Here is a 24,554-nt window from a genome sequence, read left to right as displayed (position 1 = left end):
ATTCAAAAGGGCATTGACGCATCACCCGGTTAGATCTAACCTTTTGCCCCGTGGTTACACTCGTAACCGGCCTCTCAGGGCCGATATAGCTCAGTTGGTAGAGCAGCGCATTCGTAATGCGAAGGTCGTAGGTTCGACTCCTATTATCGGCACCATTAAAATAAAATTGTTACGTAAGATCTTATCATTCTCCCACCAAAAAATTATTTTCATGTAACAGCTGGTGTAAGTAAATTCTATCAACGAAGATCAATCTTATCTACTGACCAAAAAGGCCTGATAGGGCTTCGCTCACTATACATCCGTGGCTGCAGGTTTAGTTGTCCATGTCTACACCACTCCTAAATTTAATGTGTTGGCAATGTGTTCAATAAAGCTCGAACAAATTAGCTCATTATGATCGGTTAATACTTCAACTTCTGGTTGCATGATTGTTTGTCCGTAAAAAGATAACGCGCCCGCCGGGTAGTAGCAGGCGCATTATGCAATAGGTAAACAAGGGAGGAAGTTCAGAAATGTAAATCGGGAAGGTTGTACGCAATGTTCATCGTACTACGTTGTTACGGCTTTGCCGCAACAAGCCAGTTGCCTGCCGCGCTCGCAGAATGTCTACAGCCCGGAGATAAGGAGATTGTTCCTGCCAGCTAAATCCCTTCCTGTCGATACGAACCAGCTCGTATTTTTCTACCAGAAAATTCACGGCATCGGCAAGGGTGATACCGGCATCGATGTGTTCCTTAATCACAGCCTCATTGCAGAATGGCGTGTCGTTTATTGTCAGACCATAGTGCTGTTCCAGCAGACGTGTCAGTAACATTTGCCAGACAGCCACAGATGACAGGCAGGGCTTCACCGCCCGCTGAGTTGTTGCAGGTAAAGTTTTCATGTTTGCTCTCGTGAAGGTAATTAACGCTGAGTGGGGTAAATGGCGATGTATACGTAGCCGCAACTGCCAAGGGTGTCGGCTTCGCAGGTTAAATCGTTGTGGTACAGGGTAACGCAGTGGGCATGGTGAGGGCTGAGTTCGCCGGTGGTCAGCATCGATTCCATCTGGCGGATAAAGTGCGGGAATGTTTCATCCAGCTTCCGGCATTCGATGTCACTGAACTTGCCGGTGATGCTGGCCCGGTCAGCCAGATAATGCAGTCGGTTGCCTTCCTGCACCAGACGGGCTCCCAGGCGCGGTATAATCTCCCGGTGCTGGCCCCTGGTAGGGTTGCTCATTACAGTTCTCCACTATTGTCAGTTCAGGGTGATGCTCATCAGGCAGGTATAGGGCCCATTGCGGTCCTGGCGGCGTTCGGCGTATACCGCGAGGACTCCGGTGATATCCGGAACGTCCCTGCCGGTGTAATGACAGACGCTACCGTGCCACTGATATTTTCCGCTGCAGTAGCGAAAGATTCGGGACTCAGGATGCTGGCGGTATATCGTCATTGCCCGGCGTTTACTAATAATTTTCATGTCATACCTCACAGCAGACCGTGTTCTGCGAACGAATAGATTTGCCTGCCACCGACAATCAGATGGTCAGGGACGCGGATATCCACCAACTGAAGCACCTGTACCAGTCGCTGCGTGAGAGCTTTATCAGCCTGGCTGGGCGTCGTCTCGCCGGAAGGATGGTTATGCGCCAGTATTACCGCTGCGGCATTGAAATACAGGGCGCGCTTAACCACCTCCCGGGGATGGACTTCAGTGCGATTAATCGTGCCGCTAAAGAGCGTCTCATGGGCAATAAGCTGATTCTGGTTGTCCAGATACAACACCCGGAACTCTTCCCGCTCAAGCGCGGTCATATGCAGTCGCAGCCACTGCCGGACGGCGTGGGTGGAGGTGAAGGCTACCCCGGGCTCATGCAGATGCCGGTCCAGAACCCTGAGGGCGCGCTGGATGAGACGCCGGTCCTGTGGCGTTATCTCGCCGGGTAAAAAGGAAAGCTGTTTCATTCGTTGTTCCTCTGGTCAGTCGATAATACGTAGGATGGTGTGGGCTTCTGTATGCTGCAGGGCATAGTCCCGCAGGCGGTAATAGTACGCGGTCATTGCATCACACTCTGTACGGCAGGCGTGATGGTTGTATTCAATCAGGCAGACAGCTATACCTGCGGCTTTCGCGCTCATTTCCGCACCATTACCGTTCATGCTGTTGAAAAGATGCCATTTATCGTCACTGTCAGCATCAGGGGCCATAAACGCGCCGCCATTGCTGAGCGTGTAAAAGGACCAGATACCACTGTTGTACTCGTCACATAAGCGGTCCATCCAGGCGAAAATGCGGGGTTCCAGCGTTATCCATTGTGGGATAGAGCCAAAGTACTGCGGCCAGAAGCAGATACGCTGTTCGTCGGGTATCTGCGTTACGGTCAGTTCAAATTCGGATTCGTTAGCAGCAGATGCGAGGTTGTTTTTTGTCGCTGTTGTCATGGGTATGTCTCCGTCAATAAAAAAATTCCAGCGGCGATGGCTGGCGTATGCGGTAATAATGAGTGTTCGGGAGGATTAAATGTTGCTGGTAAATCATGCGGAGCCAGCAGATGGATACGTCCGTACAGATGCCTGCTTGCGGGTATAGCGGTTAAGACCTTCACCGGCATCCGGTTCAAAGTTCCATGCCTGCCCTAGTCGTCTTCAATGTTAATGCCGGTGATACCGGCAGGAACCAATAGCCCTGCTGCGCAATCAGCTGATACCCACTACGGTAGGTCATAAAGCGATTAGTGAAACGACTTCAAACCTTCAGAATTATTCATTACTACCCCCCTGAAAAAAATAAAAAAGCGGCAGCATCGTGAGATTCTGCCGTTAGTTGTGTATGTTCAGAGGAATGATATATATCTGAATATTTTTATAATACTGATAGGCCGTTCTGTGCCAAAAGTGGAAGTAGCTAACAGTACTTAGTGTTGATCAACGGGAAGCTGGTCAACTCCATTACTAACTGATCGTTGTATCTAATACTGAGGGCAGGTCGGGCCGGGCCGGGCTGTGCAAGCGGCCTAACAAATTTCGTTGAGAACACTTATTCCTGTTGTTAGTTATTCTCCTACTGAAATTATTCTTCCAATTTCATTAACTATCGCCTCCTTGCATTGCATGAGTTCTTGCCGATAAAAGGTTTCATGTTTATGGAAACGTGCCGCCGGAACTAACAATGAGATAGAAAAGCGACCAAAAAGTGTGTCTAGCGCTACTGCTATCGTGCAGACGCCCTCGATAGTTTCACCCAGATCGATTGCCAGCCCATTGGCACGAACATCGGCGATCAGCTCCAGAAGCTGTGGAAGAGTTTTAACTGTCACTCCGGTTAAATCTTCATAGGCTTCGCCTACCAGTATGCGGACATCTTCATCACTTTCCATAGCCAGTAACACACGACCGCCGGAAGTACTGTAGAGCGGCAAATTAAGTCCAATACGAGGTACAACACGTAATTCACGTGATGCTACAACGTAATGGACGATTGCCAGCTGGGTACCACTGGCACGTGCCAGGGTCACTGTTTCATTAATATTGGCCGAAAGCTGCTCCAGGAAGGGACGAACAAGATCCACTACATCGCTATGCACGCTGGAAATAAGTTTGAGTAGCGCAGGTCCCAGACGCAGGCCACCTGCACCGCTGCTACGCACAAGTTGAGCGCTATCTAAAGCCGCGACAATACGTTGCACCGTTGAACGAGGGAGAGCAACCTCCTGCGCAATTTCTCCCAGACTCATGCCGCCAGGGTGTTTACCCAGCACATTCAAAATTGCAGCTGCGCGGGCGATAACCTGAATCCCCGCGGGTTTTTCATCCTCAAAGCTTGAAGCATTTACGGCCATATAGAGCTCCTTATTGTCCGGCGGCGGACAGCCTGTTACCTCAGTTCATGTATTAATTATCACATTGCAATGGCCGCTACCGCAATGTAAGATGCCGCAATGTACCACAATACGGTACATCGTATCGATTTTATGCACGAGAAATTTGTATGAATGCACAGCGTTCTACCCCACCCTCGCCCCCCTTTACCTGGCGCCTTGCAATGGGGTTTGTGGGGGTACTGATTGCAGCCTTGACCTCCGGCCTTAATGGCCGGGTTATAGATATAGCGCTTGTAGATGTGCGTGCCGGAATTGGCGTGAGTTATGATCAAGCCAGCTGGTTTACATCTGCCTACCAGGCCGCGGAAGTAGTGGCGATGATGATCGCACCATGGTTTGCTGTAACTTTTTCGCTGCGTAAATTGGCGCTTGGTTGCGCTGGCGGTTTTATGGTTTGCGGCATACTTTTACCCTTACTACCGAATGCGCAGTTGTTTATTCTCTTGCGAACGATACAGGGCCTGTTTAGCGGCGCACTCCCTCCCTTGCTCATGACTGTAGCGCTGCGTTTTCTGCCACCATCTATAAAACTTTATGGACTTGGAGCTTATGCTCTGACTGCGACTTTTGGTCCAAATGTGGCGCCTTCACTGGCGGCATTCTGGACGGATGATGTGAGCTGGATGTTCATGTTCTGGCAAGTGGTCCCCGCCATTTTGATTTCGATGCTATTTATTGGGTGGGGTTTGCCGCAGGACCCGCTTCACCTCGACCGGTTTAAACAGATCGACCTGTTCGGTATGCTTACCGGCTGTTCTGGTATGGCGTTTTTAATAATCGCCATCACTCAGGGTGGACGTCTGGACTGGTTTGAATCGCCGTTATTTAATGGTCTGTTATCCGGCGCCATCGTCTGCCTGGCGATTTTTCTGATTAATGAATGGTTTCATCCCTTCCCTTTGTTCAAATTACAGATGCTGGAGAGAAGTAACTTTTCATATGGCCTGATAGCGCTTGCTGTAGTGCTGGTACTGGCGCTGGCTGGCTCGGCTTTGCCGTCCAATTTCTTTGGCAAAGTAGAGGGCTTTCGAACAGCGCAATTTGCGCCGCTGGCTTTGACCATTGGGCTCCCGCAGTTAATTATCACCCCGCTTGTTGCCGCATTGCTTAGTCTGCGCTGGGTTGATTGTCGCTGGATGATAGCTTTCGGGATTGCTCTGATGATTTCCGCCAGCCTGATGGGTATGCAGATAACCAGCGACTGGGCACGCCAGAATTTCTGGGCCATACAGGTTTTGCAGGCGATTGGATTACCGTCAATTATTTTACCGTTGCTTATGAGCGCAACCAGCGTTGTGACGCCCCCGGAAGGACATTATGCCTCTGCTATGTTCAATACCGTGCGGGATTTTTCAAGCATCGCTGCTGGCGTTTTAGTGGAATGGTTTATAAACCACAGAGAACAATTTCATTCTAATGTTCTGGTCAATAACGTAGCCAACCGCCCATGGTTGATATCGACACCGGTCAGCGAGCAGGCCAGTAGCAGCATCCCGTTATTACAAGACGGCAGCATCAGCAACGCCGAGAATATCGCTGGATTTATCACCTTATTAAAACATCAGGCAATTGTTCTGAGTCTGGCCGACAGCTACCTGATGATGACTGGCTTTGCCGTCCTGTTGTTATTACTCACCGTCTGGCTGCCAAAACGTGTCTGGCCGCCCCAGACACGTTTTCAACCTGCCATGACAAAATAGAGGTGGTTAAATGAAATTTCCTGTATCCAGAAGAACGATTCTGCTCAGCGCATTATTAATCCTGATGTTGACGATGATATTTTTCGTCTGGTCGACAATGCTTAATAATGATACCCGTACCAATGATGCCTATGTGAATGCGGATTACACACTGGTAGCACCAAAAGTATCGGGTTATATCAAAAATATCTATGTCGCAGATAACCAACGCGTTAAAGCAGGACAAACACTGGCCACGCTGGATGACCGTGACTACAGAATAGCGCTTGAAATGGCGCAAGCTAATTTGCAGCTTAGTGAGGCAAAACACCTGAGCAGCCTTGCGCAACTGGAGCAGCAACAATCCATTATTGCTCAGACAAAAGCGACCCTTTTAGCCAGTCAGGCATCGGCGCAGTACGCCAGTCAGAACGCTGAACGCTTTAACAAGCTTTATCAAAGAGGTACCGTCGCTGCGGACGATCAACAAAAAGCCCATTCAACGCAGCGTTCTGCATCCGCAGTCGTTCGTCAGAACGAAGCTGCTCTGACCTCAGCAGAAAAACAGGTAGGCGTGTTGAGGGCTGCATTACGTCAGGCGGAGGCCGATGTTGCAGTCGCGCAGGCAAAGGTCAGTCAGGCGAGGGTTAATCTTTCTTATACGCGTATTGTTGCACCAGTCGATGGGATGGTAGGCCAGCGTTCGGTGCGCCTCGGTGCTTACGTTAACGCAGGGACACGTCTGCTGGCCGTGGTTCCGCTTCATCAAACTTACATCACTGCCAATTATCTTGAAACACAGCTGGCAAATGTTCAGCAGGGGCAGAAGGTTTTAATTAAAATTGATGCCATGCCTGGCAAAAAGTTTACTGGACATGTCGATAGTATCGCTCCTGCAACCGGCGCAACGTTTTCAGCCATCCAGCCAGACAATGCAACGGGTAACTTTACTAAAGTCGTCCAGCGTTTACCGGTGAAAATAGTGCTGGATGGTAATCAACCCGATGCAAAATTATTGCGCGTCGGGATGTCAGCCGTTCCTGAAATTGAGATCCGCTAATATTCCAGATATACTCAAAAAACCGCTCTATTTTTGAACGCTTGGCTTATAAACGGTATTCCCGTTATCTCTACATAATTTCCTGTAGGAAATAAAGGGCACTGACACCAGGCTAACTTCATGTTACAAAAACGCATGTACCATCACGATCATATTTAGTCGACCCTCATTTACAGAGAGTGATCGACTAAATTTTTTCAGGCAACAATACTGGTAAACAATAGGTTATTCTTCACACCTGGCTATCAAAATAGTTAATGCTGCATAAGCGCCAGTGTTTTTTCCTTAACCCGCTGCAAAATTTTCTGCGCCTCTTCGGTTGAACGAATATTGGTGTATCCAATGACTAATCCATAACGTTTCTGTGTCTGCGTATACCAGCTCGAGAGTGGCCGGACGTAAAGCTCGTGCTGTGTCCATAATGCAGCTAATGCAGTGTCTTCAATGCCACGTTGCAGGAAGGCAACAATATGCATCCCGCCATCTGTAAGCTCAAATTCAAATAACCCTGGAAAGCTCGTTTCAATTGCTTCAAGCACCATGCGACGCCGCTGTTGATAGAGTAAGCGCATCTTTTTTATATGACGGTAGAAGTGCCCTTCGCTAAGGAATTGCGCAAGTATTTTTTGCGGCAGTAATGGCAGACCCGTTTCAAGGATTTCGCCCAGTTCACTGAAACGGGCTACCGTCTCCTGTGGTATTACCATATAGCCGATACGCATAGCTGGCATTATCGTTTTACTAAACGTACCGGTATAAATAACCCGGTCATGCATATCGAGGCTTTTCAACGCCGGGATGACTTTTCGTGTGTAATGAAACTCTCCGTCGTAGTCATCTTCGATTATCCAGCTACTGTTTTGCTGTGCCCAGGCCAGCAGCTGATGCTTACGCGGTAATGAAAGGCTAACTGCGAGCGGACTTTGATGAGTGGGTGTAACGATAGCGAAGCGTGCATCGTTGTGATAGCGCTGAAGATAATCAACATCCATGCCTTGCCGATCAACAGGTATATAGTGCAGGTTGGATGCCATTCGCTTCAATAATTGCTGACCATAAAAGTAGCCAGGATCTTCAAACAGCACCTTATCGTCAGGCTGTGCAAGTACCGACAGAATTAACCGTAAGTTGGCCCGATAGCCGCTGGTAACAAAGATTTGCTCCGGTCGGCAATTTAGTCCTCTTGAAATATTGAGATAACTTGAAATGGCCTCACGTAGCGGCTGAAAGCCCATTACCGGGGGCATGAGCATTTCTTCTGGACGAAGACTTCGCGCCGCTTTTCCCGATATTAGTAACCATTTTTTATGGGGAAATTCATCCAGGGCAGGGATTCCGAGCCTCAGATCACCCTTCCTTTCATTAACCGGCGTGTTAAGTGAACAAGACGATACAGCGTTGTCTGCGCTGACCGTTGAAGTAAGCCTGAGCTCCGGATTTATATAGGTCCCCTTTGCCCCCAGACTCACGAAATAGCCTTCTCCAGTAAGAATTTCATACGCGGTTTCTACCGTTTTTCGCGCTACCTGCAACTCGCTTGCTAGCGAACGAATCGAGGGAACGCGCGCTCCCGGTTTCAGAAGACCGTCCTGAATCTGCTGACGATAGCGGGCATAAATCTCTTTGTACCCCATGAAATGCACCTTTAGATGTCCTGCCAACTAAGTCCAATAATGACCCTTTTTAATCAGACATACAAGATTAAGATATGGCTATTAACTAAGCCACTCACTATGAGGCGTCATGAAGATTGAACATTACGACACCGCTACTGACCTTGCCCGTTGCTTTGCGCTGATGCGGGAACTACGCAGCAAACTGACGAATGAGAAACAATTTATCGCCCAGGTACAGCGCCAGCAGGCGCAAGGCTATCGGCTTGCAGGACTGGAGCAAGATGGCAAACCAATAGTGCTGGCCGGTTATCGACTACTCGAAAATTTTATTCACGGGCAATTCTGTTACGTCGACGATCTGGTAACAGTGAGCGAGGCTCGCGGTCAGGGGATGGGTGCAACGCTGTTGAATCACTTAGCGGTAATCGCACGTGAATACGGTTGTGGTCAGATGGTCCTTGATACCGCCATGAGTAATTCAGGAGCCCAGACATTTTATCAGCGTGTCGGATACACCGCCCTCGGCCTGCACTTTTATCGCGATCTCACCTGAGGAAAAAAATGATGAAACTGCTTCACATTAAAGTCAGTCCGGATTTATCAGGATCGTCATCCCGCGCGGCGTCTGAACGCCTGGTAGAAAAATTACGCGCGTATCATGCCGGGCTTGAAGAATCAGTTCTGGACCTGGCTCAACGGCCGCTACCACATCTTGATGCATTTACCATTGCTGGTTTTTTTACCCCACCAGACCTACGCAGTGAAGCTCAGCTCACCGCTATTAAGACTTCGGAACAACTGGTAGATCAGCTTTTTGATTGTGACACACTGGTTATCTCATCACCGATGTGGAACCTCGGCCTGCCTTCCGTGCTAAAGGCCTGGTTCGATCATATAACCCGCGCCGGACGAACTTTCGCCTTTACGCCAGAGGGTAAAAAAATAGGGCTAGTCAGCGGCAAAAAAGTGTATTGCGTTGTCGCCAGCGGCAGCGTATTTGCCCACGGTCCATTTGTAGCGGATGACCAGTTCACGCCATACATTCGCGTAGCGCTTGAATATATTGGCATTACCGACGTGCAATTTATTCGGGTAGACGGCACGCATGACCCCGTAACTCGTACTACAGCATTATCCCATGCACTGCAAACCATTGATCGTTTATTTTAAAAAGAGGATTACAATATGTCGTCACGTGTGAATCATTTTAAAACCATTCCTGCACTGGCTAAAACACTTGCCGATGCTTCTATGGCATTAGGAAAAATCTCGCTGGATAAAAAACTTAAGCACTTAGTGGATATCCGTGCCTCACAGTTGAATCATTGTGCGTTTTGTCTGGATATGCATGTTAAAGAAGCAAAAATGCATGGGGAGCGTGAACTGCGTCTTTATCACGTTGCAATCTGGCGGGAATCGCCATTGTTCAGCGCCAAAGAGAAAGCTGCTCTGGCACTGACTGAAGCGTTGACACGCATTGGTGATAATGGTGTAAGCGAAGCGCTTTACAGCGAATTGCGCGAACATTTCTCTGAAGTGGAAGTATCAGAGTTAACATTCACCATTGCTGTAATCAACGCCTGGAATCGTCTCCAGATTTTATCACAGATGGCACCAGGATCGATGGATAGTGCTTACGGTCTGGATCGTGCTGAATTACATTAATAAATGTCCGCCAACAACACTTCTTGTTGGCGGCTTTATTTTTTAATTATAAGCTTACATAGGTTGTAATAATCCCACACGAATAGTATTCATAGTGTATTTTTAACCTAATATTATACATGCTTAAAAGAATATTAAGATCGATTATATTCATCGCTAGCTGTTAAAAAAGTAAAAACCGCCTTTCGGCGGTTTTTACTTTGGGGGTAATGAGTAACCAATCGCGAGAAGAAAACGAATGGTAATTTATGCCCTGGCCAGCGGCTTCATTCGAAAGCTGACGCCCATACGATTAAGTGCATTCATTGTTGCAATAACGATGGTCAAATCGACCAAATCTTTTTCACCAAATACTGAAAGCGCTGCAGAATACGCTTCATCCGAAGCATGTGTCTCACTTACTCGGGTAACTTCTTCAGCCCATGCCAGTGCCGCTTGCTCCAGATCCGAGAATAAATATGTAGCCTCCTCCCATACGGGAATCAGAACTATTTTCTCTACTGACATGCCACACTTCATAAGATCGCGGGTGTGAATATCAATACAATGCGCGCAGCCATTAATCTGAGATACTCTTAAAAAAACCAAATGTATTAACTCTTCCGGGAGATTTGTTCCTGTTGTGGCGAAATGATGCAGCGTTCCCAGTGCTTTTGAGCCTTCTGCAGATACCTGGAACCAATTTGGACGTTTCATTTGCTTTCCTTTAGAAAGTTTCAGTTGATTGATTTATATGCGGAAATATGTATCACCTTCTTCAGAAGGGTTACTGATGGATACTTCAGTGTTAAGTCATCATAATCAAAATTGACATATAAAAAAGACACAAAGGAGAGGAAAACGCGTAGGACATGATAAAAATGGAATGCCATGAAACTAATATGGGTTTAACTTTGATTCAACAATGATGATTGTTTGAATGGCCAGTTTTAGTCTTTATGCAGAAATGGCACCTGAGGATGTGACTTGGTGAAGGCCTTCATCATTATGGTAAAAAAGGTGCAGGATACATTGTCGGAACACTCTTTCTTCTGGCTGAACTGACGATTACCAGCAGGCTAAAGCCTGGCTATCCCAAACGACAATCGACGTTCCCAGGGAAGAAATGTTTAATTCATATGTAATGAAATTCGTTCTGTACGTCCACCTCTCGCTCACAGCGGACCTTCAGCGCAGTCAGAATGTCCGCCCTGTGCCAGGAGCGGACATTGACTTGCTCCCGTGTTGCTGAGGCATTTACTTTTTCGGGGAAATTTTGCGGCGCAGGTAATTCGCCGACAGCGCCGCAATAAGGCCACACAGGCTCATCAGCAGCCAGGCTGCATGGAAGGATTCGGGTGCAGCAGCTTTACCGCTTAGAGCAACAAAAAGCGCAACGCCGATCGCCGCACCAATCTGGCGTGAGGTGTTGATCAGCCCTGTTCCTGTCGAATACATATGGGCCGGAAGCCCGGAAACCGCACCTGCCATAAAGCCCGTCTGCGCGATACCCGCACCGAGTCCGGTCATAATCAGTCCGGGCAAATAGTTCAGTAACCAGGCATTATCGGTATGGTCGCTGAGCGTTAAAAACCACCAGAGTCCACTCAGGAAGTACAGTACGGAGCCTGCGACAGCAAGGTTCTGTGGAGTGGCCTTTACCCTCCCTATAAGCAGCGAGGCGACAACGGCGGTGCCGGGTCCCGCAGCAAAAGCAAGACCTGCCTGTGCGGCGGTCAGGTGCCATGCCTGGGTCAGAAACATCGTGCCGCCAAGTAACATAACGGCAAAACTCATATAAAAACATCCCATGCCTATTGTTGCCGTTGTGAAAGCCCGGGAATGGAACAGACTCAGGTCGAGAAGAGGACGGGAGGATTTCAGGCAGTGGTACACAAATACCGTCAGAACGACGATGGCTCCCATACTTCCCGCGAAAATAGCGGCTTTGTGGGTGGCCCATTCCGAAGTATGAGCTATGGTGGCGGTGAGGAGAGCTATTCCTGACGTCAGGAGTACGCTTCCAGCAATATCGGGGGCAGGCCCGGTATGCGGTGCACTTTCTTTCAGGTATCGGGTACAGATGAGAGCCCCAATCACGATGGGCACGTTGATGAAGAAAATCAGATGCCAGTCCGCCTGAACCAGAAAGCCACCCAGGACAGGGCCCGCCGCGGCCGCAACCGAGCCGGTGGCTGCCCAGAACCCGATCATCTGCTTATGCTTCTCCTGAGGATATGCACCCAGTAGTAGCCCAAGGCTTGTCGGGATGAGCATGGCCGCAGCAACCCCCTGTATTGCCCGCGCGGCGATGAGTATCCAGAGCGTGGGCGCCAGCCCGCAGAACAGGCTCGACAGACCAAACAGGGCCAGACCTACCGAGAAAATAGTCCGTCGGCCGTACCGGTCAGCAAAACGGCCGCTCAGCACCAGAGTGGAGGCAAAACAGACTGAGAAGATCGTCAGAATCAGTGACAGTGTGGCCTCGGGGTGTTCGGGAAAACTTCGGCTGATCGACGGGAAGGCAAGATTGACGACAAATAAGTCCAGTGAGCTCAGGATGCTGCCCAGCCCGATTGAAAGCAGGCCAGCCGGGTGAATACGTGACGGTGAACTCGATGCTATGGTTGATGAATTAATGGCCATGTTTCCTCTCTGAACAAAGCGCTGTCCGCTGACTACGGGTATAACAATATACGTGTATATACCCACATATTGCGATCAGCGTCAACGCTTTCCAGCAGGTCAATAAACCTTCGGGTTCAGCCAGGGAGTCACTGCACCAAATGTTTATTTTCCGGTGTCGCATTCTGGACTCAGATCTAATGCGGGTATACGCTCTTAAATCCCTTTTGTTATCTGATCTTGATATGGGCACTGGATATGAGTTCTCCCTGCTACTGTAAAAATCTGCGTGATTTCACACGTAAGATGACCGCGATTTACGATGCCGAGCTGGATGCCTATGGCATCAATATTGCTCAGTATTCGTTGATGAGGCTGGTGATAAACAATAATCCCGTAAGCCTTACCCGGCTCGGTGATATCGCCGGGCTGGATCGTTCTACGGTAGGACGAAACGTCACCGTTCTGGCGCGTCAGGGGTGGTTGCAGGTTGACCGTGATGGTATGGACAAAAGGCAGCAGCAGGTCTCTATCACCCCTGAAGGTGAAGCGCTTATCAGAGACGCGTTTCCGTCCTGGCAGCGCTGCCAGCACATCATTGAAGAACGTCTTGGCGCGGACAACGTCATGGCGCTGCAGAACATTTTTCACCAAATCTGAATTGCAGGTTGTCAGCGTAAAAGAATAAGATGATATATGGGCATATACCCGCTAATCCGGGTCTCCTTCAAAGACATGGTAAATTATAAACATAAGCAAGAGGTGACAATGTGAAATATCAGATCCTTGGCAATACAGGCGTTCGAGTCTCTTCAGTAGCCCTGGGAACGGCAAATTTTGGCATGCGGTGGGGATACGGCGCATCGTTAGACGAAAGTCGGGCGATTTTAGATGCTTTTGCAGAGGATGGCGGTAACTTTATAGATACGGCTGATGTGTATCAGTTCGGTGAATCAGAAGAGTTTCTGGGGGCCCTCCTTCAGGGACGCAGAGAGAATTTCTTTCTTGCGACAAAATATTCGAGCGGCGCATCTAAAGCAGCTGGCGGGCTGGTTACAGGCAACAGTCGCCGGGCGATGGTGTCTTCGGTGGAGTCGAGTCTGAAGCGGCTTAAAACCGATCGTATCGATTTATACTGGGTTCATCATCCTGACGATATTACGCCGTCAGAAGAACTGGTACGGGGGCTTGAAGATCTGTCCAGAGCCGGAAAAATTCTTTACGCCGGTTTGTCCAATTTTTCGGCCTGGCGGCTGGCACGCGCAGCAACGCTTGCCGAGCTGTCTCGCGCGGTGCCGATTGTCGCCTCTCAGTTCCAGTACAGTCTGGTTTCACGTCAGCCCGAACGTGACATGCTGAAAGCCTGTCAGGCGCTGCAGATAACACCCATAACCTGGTCCCCGCTGGGCGGTGGAATGCTCACAGGCAAATACCGCGCCGGTGAAAAAGGCAGGGCAGAAGGGATGGGCGGAAAGGTATTCCAGGCGGAAAACAACGAACAGCGGAGCGCCATTCTTGACGAGGTTCTGGCTATAGCCACTGAAAACGGGGCAAGCCCGGACCAGGTAGCTATTGCCTGGGTTGCTGCACAGGAATGTATCCCTATTATTGGCCCCCGGACCCAGGCGCAGTACGTCAGTAATGTGGGGTTTTCAGGGGCGAATCTCACAGAGGCACAAATCGACAGGCTGAACAGCGTCAGCCAGTTTGACAATGACATTAAAACTGCCCCCGTGCAGGCATTACTGGGGCATGTTATACCGGGTAAACCCGTGGCATAACATTAGGGCTATAGCCCTGGGGGATAAACTGACATCAGAACTGTTGTCAGTTTATCCGACTGAAATGACGGGAACAGGATCAAGCGAACTGTATGTGTTTCACAACAACATATCCACTGCGACCAGTACCAGTGCCCCTGCAAGGATCCTATTGACCAGGCGACCGTGCTGGCGAAGAAGCGCCTGAAAAAGGTGTCCTGCTGCCGCCCAGCAGAGGTTGCCAAAAACACCGATCAAAGCCAGCAGAACGCTGATCAGAATAATCCAGGCCTGACTGCTGGTATAGGGAATGACGAAAGTAGAGAGCGCCGTTACTCCATAAAGGATGATTTTTACATTCGCAAACTGCAGTAAAAAACTGGTTCTGAAGCTCAGTGGGACGTCAGAACGGGTGTTATTTGCAGGCTGGCTTCGGGCTATTTTCAGTGCCAGCCAGAGAATATAAATCACGCCTAACCAGGTCAGCCAGTGGGTTACGGAAGGCAGTGTCCGGGTTATCGCCACGGTAAATAAGGCGCACAGGAGCATAATAATGAGAAATCCAGCCCCCATGCCAGCCAGTGGACGTAGGCTTTTATGAAACCCGTGAGTATGCACGCAGCTCAGAGCCAGAATGTTATTAGGACCTGGGGTAAGTGCAGTGATGAAAGTATAAGCCAGAAAAGCGCCAGCAATTGAAAGTGACATAATAACTCCTCTTTTTTTTTAATTTAGAGGATGCCAATAAGAAAAAATATTGAATGTTTTCGCATTCATGATTCAACATTATGAATACTTCACAGGAGACAATCTTGGACTTACGTCGTTTGTTAACCCTCAGGACCATTCTGGAAGAAGGATCGTTTGCCAAAGCAGCCAGTAAACTTTGCTGTACGCAGTCAACGGTTACATTTCAGATCAGACAACTTGAGGCCGAATACGGCGTTCAGCTGTTTGAAAAAATTGGTCGCCGCATGGTGCCAACGGATGCCGCCAAGAATATGATGCCCCATATTCATGAAATGATGGTCGTTATAAATAGCATTAAGCAGGCTGTCCAGCGAAACGATGAACCGGAAGGTGAATTGCGCCTTGCCGTGGGCGAGACCCTGCTCTCCTACAAGATCCCGCAGGTGCTGAAGAGTTTTAAGAAAAGAGCGCCGAATGTGTTGCTGTCTCTGCAATCCCAGAACTGTTATACAATCCGTGACAGCTTGCTGGCCAATGAAATTGATTTGGGGATTTTCTATCGTGTGGGCAATGATGCTTCTCTCATTATGGAAAACTATGGCGAACATCCTCTCGTGCTCGTTGCCTCTCCCGAATTAGCACTGGTTGATTTCACTCGGGGAAATCAGCATATCCCCGTTAGTTTCATTATTAATGAAAAACAATGTGTATTCCGTCTGATGTTTGAATCTGTCCTCAGACAAAGAAAAATAACGATTGACTCCACCATTGAACTCATCAGCATTGAAAGCATTAAGCAGTGCGTGATGGCTAATACAGGCGTGACGTACTTACCGCGATTCACGGTGGAGAAAGAGCTGCGTGCCGGACTGTTGCAAGAACTTCCTCTGTCACCACGCCCTGAAACCCTTTCTGCAGTGTGTGCTCATCACTCAGGTAAGGTCATTACGCCAGCAATGGAGCTGTTTATTCAGTCCTTACGGGAGAGTCTGGATGCCTGATCGCTGCCCTCGTATTGCTTTGCAGGATTGCCCTGTCGGTTTTAGCAGTAGACAGGGCTGACAATGATTAACGGCCAAAGGATGTCACGTTGGGCCGGCTCCCCGGAAGTCCAGGTACGGCTGATGACACTAGGTCAATTTTGCCTTTCATTTTCAGGTATGCGCGGCGTGCTCTGACCTGCTTCCGGTTGATTATCAGATGCCAATTTTAGTCATGGATCCCGGCTGTTATGACAAATGCGAACTTCCGCTGTCCGCTCACAGCGGACCTTCAATCCAGTAAGTATGTCCGCTTCGTGCTGTGAGTCCAGCGATTATTGCAAGAATCGAAATAAACTAACCAACTGGGATCGGGGTACGTCGGCAATCGAAGCTGCGGGCAGGTAGCTCCTGCAGCCAGTATTGTTAACATTTTAACAGCAGCACTCTGCTTCTTTTTCACTACATTCTTCACAAATTCTGCAAGAGCAGAAGTCCTCAAGGTTATTGCACTGGCTACATTTTTTGCAGGTACAGTCCGACTCTTTCTCGTCACAGTTCTCACAAGTTCCACAAGTACATGCACTCATCATGTGTGCACACTTATCACAAATTTTACCCATAGTTTCTCTCAACCGTTAAATAAACAATCTCAACATAACACGTGATTATTTTATCATTTCTATATGGTCAACTAAAACTGGCCACTGCGCTCATTATTCGGAAGTGCCTGGATTAATCGGTGGAAATAAAAAGGAAAAAAATAAGCCCTGGCTGCCTCTGGCAGCCAGGTATGTTGTTATGTATGGAAAGCACAACAGTCACTCGTTCGTGCAGTCTGCTAATGTTGGCAGTGCCTTCGTAGCGTTTGTCAGGTCAACGCTGAAGGTCTCCGCTTTGCGGTCATTAACGTAGACGTCGAACTGACTGGCCTTACGAATATCCATGATGAAACTAAACCAGGCATTATCTCCGTTACGCCAGCCAAGGGTTGAGGGAATGGCATATTGCTTATGGTCCATCACCACGGTGATCTCGGTACTGTCATCATGCGAGCTGATCGTTTTATCTCCTGCGAGGGTCAGAAAAACCGAGTGCTGATAAATACCTTTCTGGTCCGGATTTTCCGTGCAGTTGATGGTAAACATATTTCCGCTGCCATCCGTCACACTGTATTCCGCATTGCCCTGACCGTATCCCTGTTGCCAGAAACCCGAAACCGCGGAGGCATTAAAGCTGGTAAGCAGCACGCCTGAGAGCACATACCGGCTTAGTGAACGCACTTTCATTTCCGTCTCCTTTGTCTTTGTATTTATTCCCGGTTATCAGGATTTGAGGGTATCAGCAGCCGTCCCATCAGTTTGCCGTCATGGGAATATTCAAGGAAACGCTCCCGGGTGCGCGGGTCAGTTTTCTCGTGGTATTCCAGGCTGATGTTGTCGGCAATACATAGCGCATTCATCAGCGGCTGGACGGTTTTTTCCTCCATATCCACCAGATAGTAGTAACTGCCACCCTCGCAACCATCGGGTGACTGGCGGGTGCGTAAGACCTGCAGAGTGGGGCCAGAAAGAGCAATCTGCGACCACTCTTCCCTGACATCATCCTGACGGCTCACCACATCGCTGAAGCGCGGAGGCGTGAGGTCCTTAAATTTACTGATAGCTTTGAGGTCATCACTCCTGTCATCGCAGGCGCTCAGAAACAGAGTGGCGGCAACCAGCGCCAGCAGAGGTTGTGTTTTACGTTTCATTATTTTTTTCCTGAAATCAGACGAACCACTTTGGAAAAGACATAAATCCCTACAAAAATACCCACCGGCATGCCGACGAACGGCGTCAGCGCGACACTGGCAGCACCGGCTACGCCACCTCCCGTCAGTAGTGCGGCAACGGTGGCAAGTGTCAGCGCCGTGAGGCTGTCGGACACTCCGGTTTTGTTCAGAATGATGACGATGATAACAATGGCGATAATGGCAATAACGGGCACTGGGTTCCTCCCTGTTGCCGGGTTGATAACAACGCCTGCGCTATTCCGGTGGGCTGTCAGCCGGAACAAACGTAAGCAGTGACTGCTGGATAAAGCGAAAATGGGGTAAGGCCTGAATGAAGACCGGGTCTTCAGTCAGACGGCACAGACAGTCATTGCGGCGAAAAGTCTCCTGCAAAGGCTGAATCAGATGGATTTCATCAAGTGTGAATACGGCGATATGCCCTTCGTGTTCAGCCACCAGATACCAGGTCTGCTGGTGGATGAGTAACCGGCAGGGAGCCAGGCGCTCACAGCGTCGCCCCTCCGCAATCAGCGTCACCCGCCTGCGCCCGGTAATGGCCTGAATCAGTCTCCAGAAAGATAATGCTCCTGAAGGCGAAGGAACCGGATTGGCTGGTGCTATCACGCAGGGAGACTCATCGCACATCAGCAGTGCATTCACCAGACGGCGGTCAAGGCCGGGAAAAAGCCCGGCCAGCCCGCTGCGGTGGGCAAAGATAAGCACGTCGGGCACCATCTGCATCTCACTGCCAGCAGTGCGTAAGCGGCAGTATCCGGACTGATACTCTAGGTCCAGATACATCAGTCGTTCACGAAAATCTCGCCGCAGCGTGCGCACTGACACGCCAAACTCAGCCGCCAGTTTGCGCACGCTCAACGTTTCACCCACAACCAGACGGCTGATTATAAGTGACAGCCTGACAGCCAGCCGGTCATGGCGGCGTTCTGCCTGTGTCATGAGAGGTTCTCCAGGAAAGTTAACTGACTGAAAATGATGTGATTACTTTAAAGAGGGGGGCGGACAGGGTATGGACAACGCAGAAACTATTTTTTATTTCTGCAAAAGCCAGATGTAACGGGGGTTAAAAGCTATAACCCGGGGATTGAGGCACACGAGCACATAGCGATGCGGACAGGTGGTGTCCGATATTAACAACGTGGCAACATGAAACGTCTACTGCAGTTGCGTGAGCAGTGTTTCTGCCATCACCCACAGCGCACGGTTAAGCTTCACGTCCCCGTCAATGCCACGTACGGCACGGGTATGCGTTCGTCCGCCTTTAGCATTACGCCCGCTGAGTCCGCCCTTAATCAGGTTTTCCTGAATCCGCTGATAGATGATCCAAAGGTCATTGCTCTCATCCTGCCAGCGGCGCGGGGAGAGTATCTGTGATTCAGTAACCGGCTGGTGATCCTCACCAAAGCGATACGTTAGCGCAGCTTTTGCCAGTGCCTGCTGCGCAGGCGGAGGCAACATCAATGACTGCATGGCATCCCGCTTTTCTTCCACACGGTCAAAAATCCCCAGCACTTCATACGCCCCCTCAATAACCTGACTTACCACGTCCCCCTTGTGTGGCACCCGTACCTCGCCAAACGACTCACCACAGACGAGGCCGTTCTGACACACAGCCCTGAACAAGCCCGGTAACATCTGGTACGAGCTGGTGCCATCATGGGAGTTGAGCAGGATAATTTCCGGCACCTGCTTACCGGTAATCTGCCCCTCCCTACGCAGACGCAGCATATGCTTCGTATGTTCACGACGGCCAGGATCACGTACCCGGGTCTGACAGGCAAAGAATGGCTGGAAGCCTTCCCGCTGTAGACTGTCCAGCAGGGAAATTGTGGGTATATACGTGTAGCGTTCACTGCGGGATTCGTGTTTGTCCTCGCTGAATACGCTGGGCACCACCCGTAACAGCTCCTCACGGGTTAAAGGGCTGTCGCGACGGATAAGATTTGCTGCGACAAAGCGCGAAGCCAGACGGGTCATAAGCAGACTCCTCATAACGGGAAAACAAATAAAAGGGATCCCCGTCGCATCGGCGACAGGGTCAGGGAAATAGCAGGAATGGGTTAAATACTCAGAAGAAGAAATCCCAGACGGCGCGGGCCACTGAGACCACGGTGGTGCGCACGGCCTGAATGACGGCCCGCACAGGTGCGGGTATCAGAGGAAAGGCACTGATGCTATCGAGTAGAGCACCGACGGTTTCACCAAAATCGCTTCGAGCCTGTTTCCGGACTACCGTCGTGCGAAAGGAAGGCTGGAGGTGCGACACCACCGGGCTGGTGACCTCACGTGGCAGGCACTTAATCATCCGCTCGGCCATCACCCTAAGCCCCCATTGTAGACGGACCGACACAGCACACACCGGATGTACGGGCTGGAACAGCTCATGCAGCAGGCAGATTTTGCGGCTGATATTCTGCTTCTGCGCGGTGGACAACGGTCCCCCACCGCTGGTGGGTTCGGCCTTGTCCGACTGGCTTATAACAAACAGCACCTTATGCCGGTATGCCTCCCCAATCACCTGATGATAAAAGTGCTCATCCACTGCCAGCGCCCGGTCATCGGCCTTAATCAGCCACAGCACCAGGTCGAGGCGAGAAAGCTGTTCTCGGTACAGCGCAGCATACTCGGTATCGCGAGCACCACTTTCGCCCACGCCGGGTAGATCCATCAGCGTCATATAGCGGTCGCCGACTTGCAGGCGAAAGCGTAAAGGTTCACGGGTGCAGGCAGCCACATCGCTGACCGGTGATACCTCACTGGCAAACAGGGCATTGCACAGACTGCTCTTCCCAACACCGGTTTTACCCATAATGCCGATCACTGGCTCGTAATGGGTTAACTGATTTATCTGCTGCAATATACGTTCAGACACCCACAGTGGCAGATCAGCAAGCGATTGCCGAAACGACTTCAAACTTTCAGAATTATCCATCACTACTCCTCTGAAAAATAATAAAAAAACGGCAGAATCGTGAGATTCTGCCGTTAATTGCGTATGTTCAGAGTGATGATATATATCTGAAGATTTTTTCAATCCTCTGCGCTTGAGTTAGCTGCGCGACTGCTGGCTCAGGCAATGAATGAGTTATAACAGCAGCATTTACTAGCAGGGATTTATTGAGAGTATGAGCCGCCTACTAGCAGGGATTTATTGAGAGTATGAGCCGCCGCGATACACCTTAAAATCTCAACCCAGCAAAGTTTCGGAGCCGCGAGCAAAAGTGAGAGCCTTCACAAAATGATGCTTAGTAATAAAGTTACTTTGAATTCAGAGCCCAGATTAATGTGAACATGATCAACGAATTTTACCCAGATAGAGTTCATTCAGTAGCCAGGTTTTGAACACATCAAGCGCAAAATGCTGGTGCTGGAGGAAAACCAAATAATGACCGATGTAATGTATTTTGCTGGTACTGTTTACAAGTGGGCATACCAGTTTACCGCTAGCGATTTCACGTTCAGCCAGAATTTTTGATTCAAGCACAACTCCCTGACCCGCCCCCAGGATTAGATACAACCTTCAGTTAGTAATGTCGGTTGGTTTTTCTTCATATTTCCCGTTTCGCCAGCCCGCCGCAAATTCAGCCGGAGTCTGGTAGTTCAGCGATGAATGTGGACGACACTCGTTATAATCCTGCCGCCAGTCATTAATAGTTTTCCTGGCGTGAACGATATCGCTGAACCAGTGCTCATTGAGGCACTCATCCCTGAATCGTCCGTTAAAACTTTCAATAAATCCGTTCTGTGTTGGCTTGCCCGGCTGGATAAGCCGCAGCTCCACCCCATAGTCATAAGCCCACTGGTCAAGTGCTCTGCAGGTAAACTCCGGCCCCTGGTCAGTTCTTATCGTCGCCGGATAGCCGCGAAACAGTGCAATGCTGTCCAGAATTCGCGTGACCTGAACGCCTGAAATCCCGAAGGCGGTGGTCATTATCAGACACTCCTTCGCAAAGTCGTCCACGCAGGTCAGGCACTTGATCCTGCGACCGGTGGCCAGCGCGTCCATGACAAAATCCATCGACCAGGTCAGGTTGGGCGCCTCCGGGCGGAGCAGCGGCAGACGTTCTGTTGCCAGCCCTTTACGACGTCGTCTGCGTTTTACGCCCAGCCCGTTAAGGTGGTAAAGACGGTACACGCGCTTGTGATTAACATGAAGGCCTTCACGGCACAGTAACTGCCAGATGCGTCGGTAGCCAAAACGCCCGCGCTCCAGTGCCAGCTCAGTGATGCGCCCTGATAAATGCGCATCAGCCGCCGGGCGCTGAGCATCATAGCGGCAGGTCGACAGGGACAAACCTATGAGTCTGCAGGCACGACGTTGCGACAGACCGGTCGCATCACACATCAACACCACGACTTCGCGCTTCTGGTCCGTCGTCAGTACTTTCGCCCAAGAGCCACCTGAAGCGCCTCCTTATCCAGCATGGTCTCGGCGAGCAGTTTCTTGAGTCTGGCGTTCTCTTCCTCAAGTGACTTCAGGCGCTTAACCACAGGCACCTCCATGCCGCCATACTTCTTACGCCAGGTATAAAACATGGCGTCGGAAATGGCGTGCTTACGGCAGAGCTCACGGGCAGAAACCCCGGCTTCGGCCTCGCGGAGGATACTGATGATCTGTTCGTCGGAAAAACGCTTCTTCATGGGGATGTCCTCATGTGGCTTATGAAAACATTACTAACATCGCGGTGTATTAATCAACGGGGAGCAGGTCACCCAAGCCGTCAACTGCGGCAGCAATCGCCATAAAGCTACGGTCAAATCGAAGGCCATAATTATTGGGTGGCGTCATCTTATTCGCCTCAAACCATCCTTTCCACTGGTACAACTGCACATCGCACTGAATCAATGTCAACGCATAGAGATCCTCTGGTTTCTTTAGCCGCTCAGCCAGTTGGGGAGAACACAGTGGCGTAAGTTCTTCAACCGCAAGCAGGATCTTCTCATAGGGTGATGGGCAGGGTTCACCGTAGACTATATCGAGATCAAAATCATCCTGTTCAAAACGTGCATATTCTGTGCTGGCTGAAAGTCGCAGCTCGATGCTTGGGTTTCCAGATCCGTTCAAGCGCATGAACAGCGGCACGGATAATGTCACGGGTATCAAACGTAGGTATATCGACGGCTTTGTTGAATAAATCGAACTTTTGCCGAGTTACAGGATCAGATCTGCATCACCCTGAAAACGCAGGCAGCCCCATGGCAAAGCAAAAGTCCAAAGTCACCAACAGGAAAAACTATATCCACGCGCTCTGTCATCGGGGCTAATAGCGATAGCAACTTTCGCTGACAGAAAACAACTGGCAGGCAAAACGCACGCTGACATTTCGGTTTCTGACCGCATCCTCTGCCATCTGCTTTTGGCGCGATGGCTTTACCACTTTTTTGCCATGGCTTCTGAATGATCTCGGCTTTGAGCCGTTCTTCGGCATACATCGTTTTGAGGCGGCGATTTTCGTCTTCCAGTTCTTTGAGACGGGACATCATGGAGGCATCCATCCCGCCAAAGCGTGAACGCCACTTGTAGAAACTGGCACTGCTTATGCCATGCACGCGACACAGTTCAGTTACCGGCGTTCCGGCCTCGGCCTGCTTGAGGATGGCCATGATCTGGCTGTCAGTAAAACGTGATTTTTACATAGAGATCTCCCCGGTTCAGATTACGAGAAAATTCTACTTATGAACACGTTGGTTTTTCGCGAGGATTACCTTTGCCGCATCTCAAAAATGATTTATTCATTAACGCCTTGAAAACCTTAAAAAACACGTTAAGATTAATCTGAGGCTTTTGTTTATCTATCAATGGGACTGATATGAAAATAATTCACGCACTGAAAATCGGAATGCTTACACTACTCATTGTAGGTTGCAACGACAACGGTTTTAAATCACGCACAATTACTATTGAAGGTCGCAAACTAGAACTATCCGCAAACAAGTTTGCAGGGGGGTTTGAGGATAAAAATAAAACTTGCGATGTAGACACCTACAAATCAGACAGAGAAGGTGATGAAAAAATATGGTCCGAATATATTATATATAAGTGCGGGGAGCACTTGTTTTTCAGATTTGATTTCAAATACCCAGTAACTAGCGCTGAACCAATGCCAATGAGGTTTGGCAGCGCAAATAATCGCTTCCAAGAACCCAAGCTCTTCACATGGAACGATGTGAAAATGTAACTGTTCCAATTATACAAAGTGAAGCATATGATGAAAAAAACATTGATAGTTATAGTCCTGCTCGGATTGAGTGCATCGGCGACAGCTGGGGATGCACATGTTTGTCACTCCCCTGAATATCCCGTATTAGAAAGTCATAATGTTAATGACAGTACTGTTTTTACGTGCGGAAGTGGAATCAAAGCAACGCTGCCTGAACTGGCAAAACAGGGCTGGAAAGTTGTGCAAATGTTCGATGTGAGTGCGTCGACATCTTTGTCTGACCCGAGTAAAAACACAGCCTTTTCGCAGTTGATAATACAGAAAGATTGATAATATAAATAGCATTCTGAATAGCCAAGCCCCGCAAGCTGGACTGCACCCCAAAAGTTGGACACGCAACTGAGTAAGGTGCAGTTTTTTATAGTAAAGCCAAAATATCCCCTCGAAACCAGATTAGTAGTAGTTAATCACTACCTTGCAGGAAAAGATGGAACACATCGTAAATCTGAACGCTTTGGTATCGAGAGAAAATCAGTACAACGCAGGGTACGACATCGCTGACGCTAAAAGTCGAGGTATAACCTTTGCGTTACGCCGATACAGCTATCACCACAGCCCTGATGCTCAAGAGCGTCTTCAGCCTCTCGTTGTCAGCGAGCGTATTGCCTTATAGATGGTGACG

27 protein-coding genes, 1 tRNA gene and 4 pseudogenes are annotated in these 24,554 nt (G+C 49.5%); 11 read left to right on the top strand and 21 right to left on the bottom strand.

Features of this window, described 5'->3' with window-relative positions; translation table 11 throughout:
* The first annotated feature begins 79 nt into the window (after nucleotides 1-79).
* Nucleotides 80-155: transfer RNA gene (locus tag KK102_RS08235), tRNA-Thr, on the top strand.
* Nucleotides 156-544: 389 nt separating this feature from the next.
* Here KK102_RS08235 and ykfI read toward each other — a convergent pair.
* The 7 genes and pseudogenes from ykfI to KK102_RS08200 form a co-directional block, all read right to left on the bottom strand.
* Entirely contained in the window at nucleotides 545-886 is a 342-nt protein-coding gene (gene ykfI, locus KK102_RS08230; RefSeq protein WP_126543877.1) for a type IV toxin-antitoxin system toxin YkfI, read from the bottom strand.
* 20 nt (nucleotides 887-906) lie between these two features.
* Nucleotides 907-1,224: a type IV toxin-antitoxin system antitoxin YafW gene (gene yafW / locus KK102_RS08225; RefSeq protein ID WP_126543878.1), complete on the bottom strand. Its 318-nt coding sequence runs from the start codon at nucleotides 1,222-1,224 to the stop codon at nucleotides 907-909.
* 18 nt (nucleotides 1,225-1,242) lie between these two features.
* A complete protein-coding gene (locus tag KK102_RS08220) occupies nucleotides 1,243-1,464 on the bottom strand; it encodes a DUF987 domain-containing protein (RefSeq protein ID WP_007893437.1) in 222 nt (73 codons plus the stop codon).
* An 8-nt stretch (nucleotides 1,465-1,472) separates the two neighbouring features.
* Complete coding sequence (locus KK102_RS08215; protein WP_126543879.1) at nucleotides 1,473-1,949, bottom strand: JAB domain-containing protein; 477 nt, start codon at nucleotides 1,947-1,949, stop codon at nucleotides 1,473-1,475.
* Nucleotides 1,950-1,964: 15 nt separating this feature from the next.
* Nucleotides 1,965-2,426 carry an antirestriction protein gene (locus tag KK102_RS08210; RefSeq protein ID WP_216357338.1) on the bottom strand — a complete coding sequence of 154 codons (462 nt, stop codon included), beginning with the start codon at nucleotides 2,424-2,426 and terminating at the stop codon, nucleotides 1,965-1,967.
* Between the two features lie 93 nt (nucleotides 2,427-2,519).
* Nucleotides 2,520-2,615, bottom strand: a pseudogene (locus KK102_RS22380) (DUF905 family protein); the annotation flags it as partial.
* Nucleotides 2,616-3,037: 422 nt separating this feature from the next.
* Nucleotides 3,038-3,823: an IclR family transcriptional regulator gene (locus KK102_RS08200; protein ID WP_126543881.1), complete on the bottom strand. Its 786-nt coding sequence runs from the start codon at nucleotides 3,821-3,823 to the stop codon at nucleotides 3,038-3,040.
* 149 nt (nucleotides 3,824-3,972) lie between these two features.
* Here KK102_RS08200 and KK102_RS08195 point away from each other — a divergent pair, with 149 nt between their 5' ends.
* Together KK102_RS08195 and KK102_RS08190 are read left to right on the top strand one after the other, a co-directional pair.
* The gene (locus KK102_RS08195) at nucleotides 3,973-5,565 is read left to right on the top strand and encodes an MFS transporter (RefSeq protein ID WP_216357337.1); all 1,593 of its coding nucleotides are present in this window, start codon (nucleotides 3,973-3,975) and stop codon (nucleotides 5,563-5,565) included.
* Nucleotides 5,566-5,575: 10 nt separating this feature from the next.
* Nucleotides 5,576-6,604, top strand: coding sequence for an HlyD family secretion protein (locus KK102_RS08190; protein WP_126543883.1), 1,029 nt, complete (start codon nucleotides 5,576-5,578; stop codon nucleotides 6,602-6,604).
* Between the two features lie 254 nt (nucleotides 6,605-6,858).
* On the opposite strand, the gene pdxR is transcribed toward KK102_RS08190, so the two are convergent.
* Nucleotides 6,859-8,238 carry a MocR-like pyridoxine biosynthesis transcription factor PdxR gene (gene pdxR, locus KK102_RS08185; RefSeq protein WP_126543884.1) on the bottom strand — a complete coding sequence of 460 codons (1,380 nt, stop codon included), beginning with the start codon at nucleotides 8,236-8,238 and terminating at the stop codon, nucleotides 6,859-6,861.
* 109 nt (nucleotides 8,239-8,347) lie between these two features.
* On the opposite strand from pdxR, the gene KK102_RS08180 reads away from it, so the two are divergent.
* Genes KK102_RS08180 through KK102_RS08170 form a run of 3 tightly spaced genes read left to right on the top strand, consistent with a single transcriptional unit; the run spans nucleotide 8,348 to nucleotide 9,885 of the window.
* Entirely contained in the window at nucleotides 8,348-8,773 is a 426-nt protein-coding gene (locus KK102_RS08180) for a GNAT family N-acetyltransferase (RefSeq protein ID WP_126543885.1), read from the top strand.
* 8 nt (nucleotides 8,774-8,781) lie between these two features.
* The gene (locus KK102_RS08175) at nucleotides 8,782-9,390 is read left to right on the top strand and encodes an FMN-dependent NADH-azoreductase (protein ID WP_244991859.1); all 609 of its coding nucleotides are present in this window, start codon (nucleotides 8,782-8,784) and stop codon (nucleotides 9,388-9,390) included.
* A gap of 15 nt (nucleotides 9,391-9,405) precedes the next feature.
* The gene (locus KK102_RS08170) at nucleotides 9,406-9,885 is read left to right on the top strand and encodes a carboxymuconolactone decarboxylase family protein (RefSeq protein WP_059308010.1); all 480 of its coding nucleotides are present in this window, start codon (nucleotides 9,406-9,408) and stop codon (nucleotides 9,883-9,885) included.
* A 246-nt stretch (nucleotides 9,886-10,131) separates the two neighbouring features.
* Here the strand turns inward: KK102_RS08170 and KK102_RS08165 are convergent, their stop codons facing one another.
* Together KK102_RS08165 and KK102_RS08160 are read right to left on the bottom strand one after the other, a co-directional pair.
* Nucleotides 10,132-10,581 carry a carboxymuconolactone decarboxylase family protein gene (locus KK102_RS08165; protein ID WP_021314443.1) on the bottom strand — a complete coding sequence of 150 codons (450 nt, stop codon included), beginning with the start codon at nucleotides 10,579-10,581 and terminating at the stop codon, nucleotides 10,132-10,134.
* 540 nt (nucleotides 10,582-11,121) lie between these two features.
* Nucleotides 11,122-12,510, bottom strand: a complete 1,389-nt coding sequence (locus KK102_RS08160) for an MFS transporter (protein ID WP_216357336.1) — start codon at nucleotides 12,508-12,510, stop codon at nucleotides 11,122-11,124.
* A gap of 237 nt (nucleotides 12,511-12,747) precedes the next feature.
* Here KK102_RS08160 and KK102_RS08155 point away from each other — a divergent pair, with 237 nt between their 5' ends.
* Nucleotides 12,748-13,149, top strand: coding sequence for a MarR family winged helix-turn-helix transcriptional regulator (locus tag KK102_RS08155; RefSeq protein ID WP_024906927.1), 402 nt, complete (start codon nucleotides 12,748-12,750; stop codon nucleotides 13,147-13,149).
* A gap of 110 nt (nucleotides 13,150-13,259) precedes the next feature.
* Entirely contained in the window at nucleotides 13,260-14,270 is a 1,011-nt protein-coding gene (locus KK102_RS08150) for an aldo/keto reductase (RefSeq protein ID WP_024906928.1), read from the top strand.
* Between the two features lie 99 nt (nucleotides 14,271-14,369).
* On the opposite strand, the gene eamB is transcribed toward KK102_RS08150, so the two are convergent.
* Nucleotides 14,370-14,957: a cysteine/O-acetylserine transporter gene (eamB, locus tag KK102_RS08145; RefSeq protein WP_195377831.1), complete on the bottom strand. Its 588-nt coding sequence runs from the start codon at nucleotides 14,955-14,957 to the stop codon at nucleotides 14,370-14,372.
* A gap of 104 nt (nucleotides 14,958-15,061) precedes the next feature.
* On the opposite strand from eamB, the gene KK102_RS08140 reads away from it, so the two are divergent.
* A complete protein-coding gene (locus KK102_RS08140) occupies nucleotides 15,062-15,940 on the top strand; it encodes a LysR family transcriptional regulator (protein WP_216357335.1) in 879 nt (292 codons plus the stop codon).
* An 800-nt stretch (nucleotides 15,941-16,740) separates the two neighbouring features.
* Here the strand turns inward: KK102_RS08140 and yfjT are convergent.
* The 10 genes and pseudogenes from yfjT to KK102_RS08090 all read right to left on the bottom strand — a co-directional run.
* Entirely contained in the window at nucleotides 16,741-17,208 is a 468-nt protein-coding gene (gene yfjT, locus KK102_RS08135; protein ID WP_126543888.1) for a protein YfjT, read from the bottom strand.
* A 23-nt stretch (nucleotides 17,209-17,231) separates the two neighbouring features.
* Nucleotides 17,232-17,672 carry a YfjS/YafY family lipoprotein gene (locus KK102_RS08130; RefSeq protein WP_126543889.1) on the bottom strand — a complete coding sequence of 147 codons (441 nt, stop codon included), beginning with the start codon at nucleotides 17,670-17,672 and terminating at the stop codon, nucleotides 17,232-17,234.
* Entirely contained in the window at nucleotides 17,672-17,908 is a 237-nt protein-coding gene (gene ypjK, locus KK102_RS22285) for a protein YpjK (protein ID WP_126543890.1), read from the bottom strand. Before ypjK ends, KK102_RS08130 begins: the two co-directional genes overlap by 1 nt.
* Before the next feature lie 40 nt (nucleotides 17,909-17,948).
* Nucleotides 17,949-18,650, bottom strand: coding sequence for a WYL domain-containing protein (locus KK102_RS08120; RefSeq protein ID WP_126543891.1), 702 nt, complete (start codon nucleotides 18,648-18,650; stop codon nucleotides 17,949-17,951).
* 216 nt (nucleotides 18,651-18,866) lie between these two features.
* Nucleotides 18,867-19,688 carry a DUF932 domain-containing protein gene (locus tag KK102_RS08115; protein WP_126543892.1) on the bottom strand — a complete coding sequence of 274 codons (822 nt, stop codon included), beginning with the start codon at nucleotides 19,686-19,688 and terminating at the stop codon, nucleotides 18,867-18,869.
* Nucleotides 19,689-19,779: 91 nt separating this feature from the next.
* Nucleotides 19,780-20,643, bottom strand: coding sequence for a GTPase family protein (locus KK102_RS08110; protein ID WP_126543893.1), 864 nt, complete (start codon nucleotides 20,641-20,643; stop codon nucleotides 19,780-19,782).
* A 363-nt stretch (nucleotides 20,644-21,006) separates the two neighbouring features.
* Nucleotides 21,007-21,207 (bottom strand): annotated as a pseudogene (locus tag KK102_RS08105) (LysR substrate-binding domain-containing protein); the annotation flags it as partial.
* Nucleotides 21,208-21,231: 24 nt separating this feature from the next.
* A protein-coding gene (locus KK102_RS08100; protein ID WP_126543894.1) for an IS3 family transposase occupies nucleotides 21,232-22,352 on the bottom strand; the annotation gives its coding sequence in 2 pieces (ribosomal slippage) (nucleotides 21,232-22,094 and nucleotides 22,094-22,352; 1,122 coding nt in all).
* Between the two features lie 61 nt (nucleotides 22,353-22,413).
* Nucleotides 22,414-22,761: pseudogene (locus tag KK102_RS08095) on the bottom strand (LysR substrate-binding domain-containing protein); the annotation flags it as partial.
* Nucleotides 22,762-22,975: 214 nt separating this feature from the next.
* Nucleotides 22,976-23,315: pseudogene (locus KK102_RS08090) on the bottom strand (transposase); the annotation flags it as partial.
* Nucleotides 23,316-23,521: 206 nt separating this feature from the next.
* Between KK102_RS08090 and KK102_RS08085 the strand changes: the two are divergent.
* Together KK102_RS08085 and KK102_RS08080 are read left to right on the top strand one after the other, a co-directional pair.
* Nucleotides 23,522-23,890 carry a hypothetical protein gene (locus KK102_RS08085; RefSeq protein ID WP_047355108.1) on the top strand — a complete coding sequence of 123 codons (369 nt, stop codon included), beginning with the start codon at nucleotides 23,522-23,524 and terminating at the stop codon, nucleotides 23,888-23,890.
* A gap of 30 nt (nucleotides 23,891-23,920) precedes the next feature.
* Complete coding sequence (locus tag KK102_RS08080) at nucleotides 23,921-24,202, top strand: hypothetical protein (RefSeq protein WP_072051705.1); 282 nt, start codon at nucleotides 23,921-23,923, stop codon at nucleotides 24,200-24,202.
* The last annotated feature ends 352 nt before the right edge of the window (nucleotides 24,203-24,554 follow it).

Source organism: Enterobacter quasimori (assembly GCF_018597345.1).
Classification (GTDB): domain Bacteria; phylum Pseudomonadota; class Gammaproteobacteria; order Enterobacterales; family Enterobacteriaceae; genus Enterobacter; species Enterobacter mori.
Note: the sequence above shows the minus strand (reverse complement) of the source record. Positions and strands in the feature narration are given on the sequence as shown.

What these genes read in the sequence shown, in the direction of transcription:
- ykfI (WP_126543877.1), bottom strand. Translation starts at nt 886, where the DNA reads ATGAAAACTTTACCTGCAACAACTCAGCGGGCGGTGAAGCCCTGCCTG.
- yafW (WP_126543878.1), bottom strand. Translation starts at nt 1,224, where the DNA reads ATGAGCAACCCTACCAGGGGCCAGCACCGGGAGATTATACCGCGCCTG.
- KK102_RS08220 (WP_007893437.1), bottom strand. Translation starts at nt 1,464, where the DNA reads ATGAAAATTATTAGTAAACGCCGGGCAATGACGATATACCGCCAGCAT.
- KK102_RS08215 (WP_126543879.1), bottom strand. Translation starts at nt 1,949, where the DNA reads ATGAAACAGCTTTCCTTTTTACCCGGCGAGATAACGCCACAGGACCGG.
- KK102_RS08210 (WP_216357338.1), bottom strand. Translation starts at nt 2,426, where the DNA reads ATGACAACAGCGACAAAAAACAACCTCGCATCTGCTGCTAACGAATCC.
- KK102_RS08200 (WP_126543881.1), bottom strand. Translation starts at nt 3,823, where the DNA reads ATGGCCGTAAATGCTTCAAGCTTTGAGGATGAAAAACCCGCGGGGATT.
- KK102_RS08195 (WP_216357337.1), top strand. Translation starts at nt 3,973, where the DNA reads ATGAATGCACAGCGTTCTACCCCACCCTCGCCCCCCTTTACCTGGCGC.
- KK102_RS08190 (WP_126543883.1), top strand. Translation starts at nt 5,576, where the DNA reads ATGAAATTTCCTGTATCCAGAAGAACGATTCTGCTCAGCGCATTATTA.
- pdxR (WP_126543884.1), bottom strand. Translation starts at nt 8,238, where the DNA reads ATGGGGTACAAAGAGATTTATGCCCGCTATCGTCAGCAGATTCAGGAC.
- KK102_RS08180 (WP_126543885.1), top strand. Translation starts at nt 8,348, where the DNA reads ATGAAGATTGAACATTACGACACCGCTACTGACCTTGCCCGTTGCTTT.
- KK102_RS08175 (WP_244991859.1), top strand. Translation starts at nt 8,782, where the DNA reads ATGATGAAACTGCTTCACATTAAAGTCAGTCCGGATTTATCAGGATCG.
- KK102_RS08170 (WP_059308010.1), top strand. Translation starts at nt 9,406, where the DNA reads ATGTCGTCACGTGTGAATCATTTTAAAACCATTCCTGCACTGGCTAAA.
- KK102_RS08165 (WP_021314443.1), bottom strand. Translation starts at nt 10,581, where the DNA reads ATGAAACGTCCAAATTGGTTCCAGGTATCTGCAGAAGGCTCAAAAGCA.
- KK102_RS08160 (WP_216357336.1), bottom strand. Translation starts at nt 12,510, where the DNA reads ATGGCCATTAATTCATCAACCATAGCATCGAGTTCACCGTCACGTATT.
- KK102_RS08155 (WP_024906927.1), top strand. Translation starts at nt 12,748, where the DNA reads ATGAGTTCTCCCTGCTACTGTAAAAATCTGCGTGATTTCACACGTAAG.
- eamB (WP_195377831.1), bottom strand. Translation starts at nt 14,957, where the DNA reads ATGTCACTTTCAATTGCTGGCGCTTTTCTGGCTTATACTTTCATCACT.
- yfjT (WP_126543888.1), bottom strand. Translation starts at nt 17,208, where the DNA reads ATGAAAGTGCGTTCACTAAGCCGGTATGTGCTCTCAGGCGTGCTGCTT.
- KK102_RS08130 (WP_126543889.1), bottom strand. Translation starts at nt 17,672, where the DNA reads ATGAAACGTAAAACACAACCTCTGCTGGCGCTGGTTGCCGCCACTCTG.
- KK102_RS08120 (WP_126543891.1), bottom strand. Translation starts at nt 18,650, where the DNA reads ATGACACAGGCAGAACGCCGCCATGACCGGCTGGCTGTCAGGCTGTCA.
- KK102_RS08115 (WP_126543892.1), bottom strand. Translation starts at nt 19,688, where the DNA reads ATGACCCGTCTGGCTTCGCGCTTTGTCGCAGCAAATCTTATCCGTCGC.
- KK102_RS08110 (WP_126543893.1), bottom strand. Translation starts at nt 20,643, where the DNA reads ATGGATAATTCTGAAAGTTTGAAGTCGTTTCGGCAATCGCTTGCTGAT.
- KK102_RS08085 (WP_047355108.1), top strand. Translation starts at nt 23,522, where the DNA reads ATGAAAATAATTCACGCACTGAAAATCGGAATGCTTACACTACTCATT.
- KK102_RS08080 (WP_072051705.1), top strand. Translation starts at nt 23,921, where the DNA reads ATGAAAAAAACATTGATAGTTATAGTCCTGCTCGGATTGAGTGCATCG.